Raw genomic sequence first — 8,055 nt, 5'->3', positions numbered from 1 at the left:
CTACGATAAAATCGGGTAACAGGTATTCGACTAAAGGCAGGAAACTCTCCAAGACGGTCAGGTTTGATGAAAAATACAAACCTAAAAAAATGCAACGCACTCCACAACTTTTGTACTTGATCCACTAAAGGCAGGAAACTCTCCAAGACGGTCAGGTTTGATGAAAAATACAAACCTAAAAAAATGCAACGCACTCCACAACTTTTGTACTTGATCCACAACTTTTGTACTTGATCCGATTAACTTACAAAATTTATACACTACAAATAAAAAACCCCTCAGAAATGATTTCTGAGGGGTTTTTGTAATTTTTGTGGGAGTTGACGGGTTCGAACCGCCGACCCTCTGCTTGTAAGGCAGATGCTCTGAACCAGCTGAGCTAAACTCCCTTTTTTGTGTTTCCCGGCGACTCATTCGCGTCGTTTGGGAGTGCAAATATAGTGGCTTCCGGCGGCATTCTGCAAGCATTCCACTAAAAAAAATCAACTTATTTTACAACCAATTCATCGTCAGGGCTTTTGAATCGACATTCGGGATGTTGATTGACGCGCTCGGCACCCGGTTTATTCGAAGGTGAGATACAGCGTTATCGTGTGGGTGCGCAGTTTCTGAATGCCGATGTTGGCGGCATTGCCCTGCACCGGTTCGAAGAGGTTGACCAACCCGTGTGAAAACCGGATTTCGGGGGCAAACTTGAAAAATTCGAAAAACTGCTCGAAACCAACCCCGTATTCAACCGTCAGATCCCGGTTTTTGGTCAGCAACCGGCTCGAACCGGCCACCTCGCGCCGACGCACGTTGGTTTCGATCCCGAGCGAGCCCCCGCCCACGACATACATCCGCGAGTTCATCCGCCGTTTGGACTTGTACTTCAGCAAAACCGGAAACTCCAGCCAGGTCGATTCGCGCACTTCTTTTTTGCCGGTTCCACCCGGATACTTGTATTCGACCGAGCGGGAATAGAGCGACACCGCGGGCGTCACCCGCACATCGAAATGTTCGCTCAGGATGGTGTTCATGACAAAACCGACCCGAAAACCGACTTTGCTGGGGGAATAAAGTTGGTGGGCCGAATCAGCACTGACGTAGGCGTCGCTGTATTTGATGTTGAAACGGGTGACGGGAGCCGCAAACAGAAAACCGTAGCGGATGGTCTTGTCGTCGTACCCTTCCAGGTGAATCCGGCGGTATTTCATCGATGACTGGGCCTGAAGATTCGGACTCAGCATCGCCAACAGCAAACCGAGGGCTATACTTTTTTTCCGGTGTAAATAGAACAAATGCCAAATGTAAGAGGTATCCATCGTGTTTGCGTAAAGCCTGCCTGTTCAAGAACCCGGATGAAATCGGGGCCGTCCGGAAACGCCTGCATCGACTCGGGCAGGTACGTATAAGCCGAAGCGTCTTTCGACACCAGCCGGCCAATCAACGGCAGGAAACGATTCGTATAAAAACTAAAAAATTGCTTGAACGGAAATTTGCGCGGCTTCGAAAACTCCAGTACCAGGCAGGTGCCGCCCGACCGCGTAACACGGTGCATGTCGGTCAGCCCTTTGAGTAGATTTTCAAAATTGCGTACACCAAACGAAACGATGACGGCGTCGAAAACATTGTCTGCAAACGGTAATCTTTCCGAATCGCCGGAGCGGAGTTCGATTTTATCCTCGTGTCCGAGTTTGCGGATTTTCTCCCGCCCAAACGACAGCATGCCTTCCGAAATATCGACCCCGATGATCTTGTCGGGGTTGAGTTTCAGGGCTTCGATCGCAAAATCACCCGTGCCGGTGGCAATGTCGAGAAGCATTTTGGGTTTCTCGGGTTGCAGAAGCCGGATCGCTTTCTTCCGCCACACAATGTCGATACCGGCACTGAGGAGGTGGTTGAGCAAGTCGTATTTTGGCGAAATCGAGTCGAACATCTCTTCGACCTGCTCACGCTTGCTGGTATTTTTGTCTTTATACGGAACGACGGCCATAAACTAGATAGGCTGGATGGTTAGATGGTTGTAAATGGTTGAATGGCTCAGGATGGTTTTTATGGTTGAATGGTTATAAATGGTTGAATGGATCAGGATGGTTTTTATGGTTAAATAGGGTTGGGTGACTTTAGCCATGCAGTCGAAAATGTCATTCTGAGCCATTCAACCATTTTTAACCATTCAGCCATTTACAACCATTCAACCCCCTAACCATCAAAACCATATTTCACAAAGGTACGTGCCCTTGGTTAGAAAGTTTGTGATTACCTCACAGATTGCGTAGTTTTCGAGGACTATTTCTTCCCTGCATTGTTATGAATCGTTCTGAATTTTTGAAAACATCGGCCCTTGCCGGTGCTGCGGTGGTCACCCGTCCGTTGATCACACTGGCGCAACAATCGACCTACCGCACGGCCCTGGTTGGCGCCGGCTGGTGGGGCAACAACATCCTGCGTTGCGCCATGCAGTCCGGGCAGTCGAAACTGGTGGCGCTGTGTGATGTGGACCAACGGCAATTGACAAAAACCGCCGAAGAATTTTCCAAATTGACCAGCGACAAACCCAAAATCTACCGGGATTTTCGGGAAATGCTGTCCCGCGAAAAACCCGAGATCGTGATTGTGGCCACGCCCGACCATTGGCACCCGCTCATTGCCATCGAAGCCATGAAACAGGGCGCTCACGTGTATGTGGAAAAACCAGTTGGTCACACGATCAACGAAGGCCGGGCTATGGTGAAAACCGCCCGACAAACCGGCAAGGTCTGCCAGGTGGGAACGCACCGGCGGGTTTCTCCGCACAATGTTTCCGGGATGGAATTCCTGAAATCGGGGAAAGCCGGTAAAATTGGCATGGCCCGTGCGTTTGTACATTACGCCGGTGGGGCGGGGCAGAAAGTTGCCGACGAGGAAGCGCCCAAAGAACTGGACTGGAATTTCTGGTGCGGTCCGGCTCCGTTGCGGGCCTACAACCGCACGATGCACCCGCGCGGTTTCCGGAATTACCTGGATTACGCCAACGGGACGCTGGGCGACTGGGGCATTCACTGGATGGACCAGATTTTGTGGTGGACGGAAGAGAAATACCCGAAAAAGGTTTTTTCGACCGGCGGACGGGCTATTAAACAGGATAATACCGACGCTCCCGACCACCAGGTGACCAGTTTTGAGTTCGAAGATTTTACGGCGGTTTGGGAACACCGGACCTTTGCCGGGAACAATGCCGAAAAAACGCACCCGCAACAGGCCGTAGGCGTCTATTTTTACGGAACCGAAGGCACCTTTCACATGGGCTGGATGGACGGCTGGACGTTCTACCCGGCGGATTCAAAAAAAGCGGTGATTCACCAGGATGCGCAACTGAACAAACCGGACGACCAGAACATTGCCCAGCTCTGGGACGATTTTCTGAAAGCCATCAAAACGAAGAGCCTGCCGACCTGCGATATCGAAATTGGCCACCGATCCACCAACATGGCCCTGCTGGGGATGCTGTCGTATAAACTAGGCCGTAGTGTGGAGTGGGATGGGGAAAAAGAAGTGATCAAAGGCGACGCTGAAGCCAATAAACTGCTGAGCCGCGAATACCGGGGTGAGTGGAAATATCCGGTGTAAGTCCGTGGGTATGCAAACAGCTTACCCCTGAATCCGGTTATAGTAGAAGTAAGCTGTTACTATTCATGTCCGACTCAACCGATTCCTCTGGCGATTTCGACCAGGCCACCGCTGGCCGGACAACACTTCGTTATCTGGCCCGTGCCATGCATACCGAACATCCCTCCGATGAGCCTTTTGTGCTCAACAACGCGGAGCGCCATGCCCTCTACCGGATCAAAGGTGCCACGATGCTGGTGTCATCGGCTTTGGTGGTGTTCGGTATCTGGGTCGTTTATTTGCCCCACACGCTCTGGGCGAGTTGGTTTGCAAAAACCCATACCGCCCTGGGCGACTGGCCTCTGATCAGCGTTCTGTTTGCGGTTTTGGTACTTTACCTGGTTCTGCATGCGTTGCTGCTGGTCTACACCGGAGCGGTTCGTCTGATTGAAATGACGTGTCAGTTTCCGCGTTTTCATGATCTGTCATTTACCCGCCACATCAACCAACTGGCCGAGAACAGCCCTCCGCGGGGCCTGTTTCGGCTTCGGATGAGCCCGCGGCCCCTGCTGCCGTGGACGCTGTCCGGGTATTTGATAACGGTTTTGTTACTGGCCTTTGCCTGCAACGGGTTGGTGCAATGGGTTCTCCGGTTAAGCAGTGAACGGGCCATTACGCCCATCATGACCATTTCAACCAGTACTCTGGTTGCTGCGATCGGGATTAGCTGGGCCACCTACCGCATTCTGCAACAGGCTCAGCTCCGGGTGATGGCCCCGTTGACCATCCGGCAGTTTACCAACGAACTCGTCGAGGAGTTTGGCCGTGAACCGGCTTTTCGGCAACTGCTCCCCAGCGTTTTGCAGTTCGCAGCGGTTTCTGCCCGGCCCGAAAATTACGCCCATCTGTTGCTCCGGGAAGCCGTTATGTCCCGGTTCTCCATCGATGCCGATCTGGAAAAGGTGGCTAAAACCGAAGCATTCCCCGAACAACTGGCGACTTGCTCCGATGCCGTTCGGCACGGACTGGAACGGCTTTTTATTTTCACCATTCTCATCGACGGTCATCTGTCATCGCTGGAGCGAAACCGGCTCCGGCAGTTGCAAAAGGCGGGTATTCTGACGACGTCCGAAGCCGAACTGGAGTCCCTTCGTAAAAACTTCGTGCGCGGAGAGGGGTTGTGGGTGTAATTTCGGAAATTGGCCCGTAAACCCTGTTTCCATGAAATCTTTCCTAACCCTTTGCTTCCTGGCTTTTGCCGTCCTTTCTTTCGCCCAAAACCGCCCCAAACCACCCGTTTCCATCATTCTGGATACCGACATCGGCCCCGACTACGACGACGTGGGTGCGATGGCGGTTTTACACGCCTTGGCCGATCGGGGAGAGGCTCGCCCGTTGGCGGTTATTGCGTCCAATAAACATGACCTGGTGGTGCCAGTCATCGACGTTTTGAACACTTACTTCGGTCGGCCAGACCTGCCAACGGGCGTCACCAAAGGGCCGGGCGTGGTGGATGGCGCCTGGCAGAAATGGCCCGAAATGCTCGTGGCGACGTATCCACACAAAATTCGTTCGAGTGACGAAGCGCCCGATGCCGTGGCGACGTATCGACAACTTCTTGCCAAACAACCCAACGGTAGCGTGACCATCGTGACCGTCGGTTTTCTGACCAATATGGCCAATTTGCTGGATTCCAAACCGGATCGGTTTTCGAAACTAGGAGGAAAAGAACTGGTGAAACAGAAAGTAAAGGAACTGGTTTCGATGGCCGGATCGTTTCCGACAGGCCGGGAATTCAACGTGTATAGAGATTCGGTGGCGTCTGAGAAAGCCTTTGCCAACTGGCCCACGCCGGTTATTTTCAGCGGATTTGAGATCGGAAAAGAGATCAAAACCGGTCCGCGTCTGGTAGCCAGTCCGTCTCTAAAAAGTCCGGTGAAGGATGTTTTTGCACTCTGTATGCCGAAAGCCAAGCAGGACAACGACGGGCGTATGAGCTGGGATCAGACGGCGGTTTTGGTAGCCGTTCGGGGTGTCGAACCGTATTATGGACTGAAACGGGGGCGGTTTTTGATCCGTGGCGGCACCAACTCCTGGCAGGACGACCCGAATGGGCCGCATTACTATTTGACCGAAAAAATGCCGGTGACCCGGGTAACCGAAGAAATCGAAACGCTGATGATGCACCAGCCGGGGAAGAAGTGATTCAATAGATGATAGACAATAGACAATAGACAAGAGACAAGAGAGAAAAGGGATGGTAGGGAGTTGGATTTTTTTGCGATTCAGGTCTGGAAAAATAGCATGATGTTTGCTACATTTGATGTACCCAACCGTATGACCAGACATGTTCAGACAACTTTTTACCCACCTTGCTGGCCGGGTTCAGCTTCAAATAACCCGGTTTGGAATCAAAGAATGGATTTTACTAATCTATTTCTTTGTTCAACCCCTCATTTGGCAACAATGTATCGACGGTTTTGACTATGCCTGGCATCTGCTCCAGATCGCCAGTTTGTTTGCCACGGCCGACATCGCCGAACACCTCATTGGGATCTTTCAAAGTCAGGTAGAGAGTCGGCAGTTGCTGACCCGCATCAAAGAGTGGGGGTTGATCATCTCGGCCGCAGCCTTCCTGATTCTGTTGGTAGAAAGCGTCGTAATCGGGTTGTAATGTTGCTCCAACTCCCTAAAGGGCTTTTGTAGACTTGTTGAAAGCCCATTTAGGGAGTTGGGGTAAACGATTTTAAGAATTACCGGCCAGCGTCGCCCAGGGCGGGTTTCTTTAACGGTATTTTCTGGTCGCGCATGGCCGCATTGTACACAAATGATGCGACAATCGTAGAGGCCTGTTTCAGGTCATCGGCGATCAGGTGGTCGTAGGTATCCATGTTCGTGTGGTGCGTGCGGGTGCTGTATTCGATGCCATCCTGGATAAACCCAAAACCGGCTAGTCCCACCCGATCGAACGACACGTGGTCGGTTCCTCCGCTGCTTTTGGGGGCAATGGTCGCGGCTCCCAAATCGTGGAAAGGCTCCAGCCATTTGGCAAAAATCGGACCCGCAGCGGTGTTGTTTTGCAGGTAAATTCCCCGGATCTTACCGGTTCCGTTGTCGACGTTGAAGTAGGCGGCCAGTTGCTCCCCTTCCTTCGTGAGTTTGTTCGTAGCCGGATCGACAAAGTGTTTTGTGACGTAATTTTTGGAACCGTGTAAGCCTTGCTCTTCTCCGCTCCAGAGGGCAATCCGGATCGTGCGACGCGGTTTCAGGCCCAGTGTTTTCAGAATCCGGACGGCTTCCATCATCACCGAACAACCGGCAGCATTGTCGGTCGCGCCCGTGGCGGCATGCCACGAATCGAGGTGGGCGCCGAGCATCACCACTTCGTCTTTCAGCTTGGGGTCCGACCCCGGTATTTCGGCAATGACGTTGTAGCCCTTGGTGTCGGTCGTATAGAATTTGGTTTTGACATCCAGTTCGAGTTTGATCGGCACGCCCGCTTTTGCCATCCGGCTCAGCGACAGGTAATCTTCCACCGAAATGGTCAGGTCGGCCAACTCGTCGTGGGCAATGCCGGTGGCCGCATTGGCAAAATCGCCACTGACAAACAGGGTTCCGTCTTTGCTGAGCTGGCTGGTGTTCAGGATGGCCAGCGCACCGCCCTGTTTCGCCAGTTTGCGCATTTTCTGGTTGAACGCGTTGCGGGTTCGCATGGCCGCAATCAGGCTGCGGTAGGACGAATCGCGGGCGACCGATTCATCTTTTGCCATTTTTTCCAGATCACTTTCGGTAAACCGTTTGGCATCAGCGTTGAAGGAGGGGCTGATGGCGAATGGCTGGTGGAGCAGAATGACTTTATTTTTGAGCTTGTTGCGGTAGCCTTCCAGCGCCGTCGTGTCCGACTCATCGATGTACAGCACTTCGGCCTGCTGCATTTTTTCCGTCCCCCCGCTCCAGGCTCTCGGCACGGCGATGATGGTTTTATAGTAGGGGGCCGTCATGGCGATGTAGCTGCGCTCGATCTCCCAGCCTTTTCCCCACTCGCCCCAGGATTCAAGTTTGGCGTTTTGCAGTCCCCATTCCGCCAGTTTGTTTTTCGACCAGTTTGCGGCTTTCATAAAACCGGGGCCCTGCAAGCGCGGGCCGTTGACATCCGTCAGGTAAAAGGCGGTTTCCATAACCTTGGAGCGCGTCAGCCCCTCTTCCCGAATTTGTTTTACCACCGCTAAATCCGGTTTGTCATCCTGCTGGGCAACGGATGCGAGAGAAAAACTGGTCAGGAAGCTCAACAGTAACAGTCGCCTTTTCATGCGTAAAAACGTTTAGGTTGTGTTACTAAAGTACAAATTTGAAAAACGAATATCTACTTCAACCCGCTGGTTGTTTGTTAATTACAATCGGATCTGTGAATAGGTATAGGTTTGCGGGAATAGAAGCCAACCGGATCAGATAAGCCATTCAATCAATGATTAAATCGGGTGAATG

The 8,055-nt window shown here is 52.3% G+C and carries 7 protein-coding genes and 1 tRNA gene; 4 read left to right on the top strand and 4 right to left on the bottom strand.

What is annotated here, in order from left to right; translation table 11 throughout:
• Positions 1-314 precede the first annotated feature (314 nt).
• The 3 genes from ACS5NO_RS23270 to ubiE all read right to left on the bottom strand — a co-directional run bounded on the left by ACS5NO_RS23270 (position 315) and on the right by ubiE (position 1,975).
• A tRNA-Val gene (locus ACS5NO_RS23270) sits at positions 315-389 on the bottom strand.
• Positions 390-563: 174 nt separating this feature from the next.
• Complete coding sequence (gene porT / locus ACS5NO_RS23265) at positions 564-1,304, bottom strand: type IX secretion/gliding motility protein PorT/SprT (RefSeq protein WP_439417350.1); 741 nt, start codon at positions 1,302-1,304, stop codon at positions 564-566.
• Positions 1,250-1,975, bottom strand: a complete 726-nt coding sequence (ubiE, locus tag ACS5NO_RS23260) for a bifunctional demethylmenaquinone methyltransferase/2-methoxy-6-polyprenyl-1,4-benzoquinol methylase UbiE (protein WP_114408177.1) — start codon at positions 1,973-1,975, stop codon at positions 1,250-1,252. The genes porT and ubiE overlap by 55 nt, the downstream gene beginning before the upstream one ends.
• A 317-nt stretch (positions 1,976-2,292) precedes the next feature.
• On the opposite strand from ubiE, the gene ACS5NO_RS23255 reads away from it, so the two are divergent.
• The 4 genes from ACS5NO_RS23255 (at position 2,293) to ACS5NO_RS23240 (ending at position 6,244) form a co-directional block, all read left to right on the top strand.
• A complete protein-coding gene (locus tag ACS5NO_RS23255) occupies positions 2,293-3,591 on the top strand; it encodes a Gfo/Idh/MocA family protein (RefSeq protein WP_439417349.1) in 1,299 nt (432 codons plus the stop codon).
• Positions 3,592-3,656: 65 nt separating this feature from the next.
• Positions 3,657-4,760 carry an LBF_2804 family protein gene (locus tag ACS5NO_RS23250; protein ID WP_439417348.1) on the top strand — a complete coding sequence of 368 codons (1,104 nt, stop codon included), beginning with the start codon at positions 3,657-3,659 and terminating at the stop codon, positions 4,758-4,760.
• 31 nt (positions 4,761-4,791) lie between these two features.
• On the top strand, positions 4,792-5,775 hold the full coding sequence (locus ACS5NO_RS23245; protein WP_439417347.1) for a nucleoside hydrolase: 984 nt from the start codon (positions 4,792-4,794) through the stop codon (positions 5,773-5,775).
• Positions 5,776-5,917: 142 nt separating this feature from the next.
• Positions 5,918-6,244: a hypothetical protein gene (locus ACS5NO_RS23240; protein WP_150878761.1), complete on the top strand. Its 327-nt coding sequence runs from the start codon at positions 5,918-5,920 to the stop codon at positions 6,242-6,244.
• Between the two features lie 79 nt (positions 6,245-6,323).
• On the opposite strand, the gene ACS5NO_RS23235 is transcribed toward ACS5NO_RS23240, so the two are convergent.
• Positions 6,324-7,880 carry a M20/M25/M40 family metallo-hydrolase gene (locus tag ACS5NO_RS23235; RefSeq protein WP_439417346.1) on the bottom strand — a complete coding sequence of 519 codons (1,557 nt, stop codon included), beginning with the start codon at positions 7,878-7,880 and terminating at the stop codon, positions 6,324-6,326.
• Between the last annotated feature and the right edge of the window lie 175 nt (positions 7,881-8,055).

The organism is Larkinella fluvii (assembly GCF_051857545.1).
In the GTDB taxonomy this organism is placed as follows: domain Bacteria; phylum Bacteroidota; class Bacteroidia; order Cytophagales; family Spirosomataceae; genus Larkinella.
This window is presented reverse-complemented; position numbering and strand designations above follow the sequence as displayed.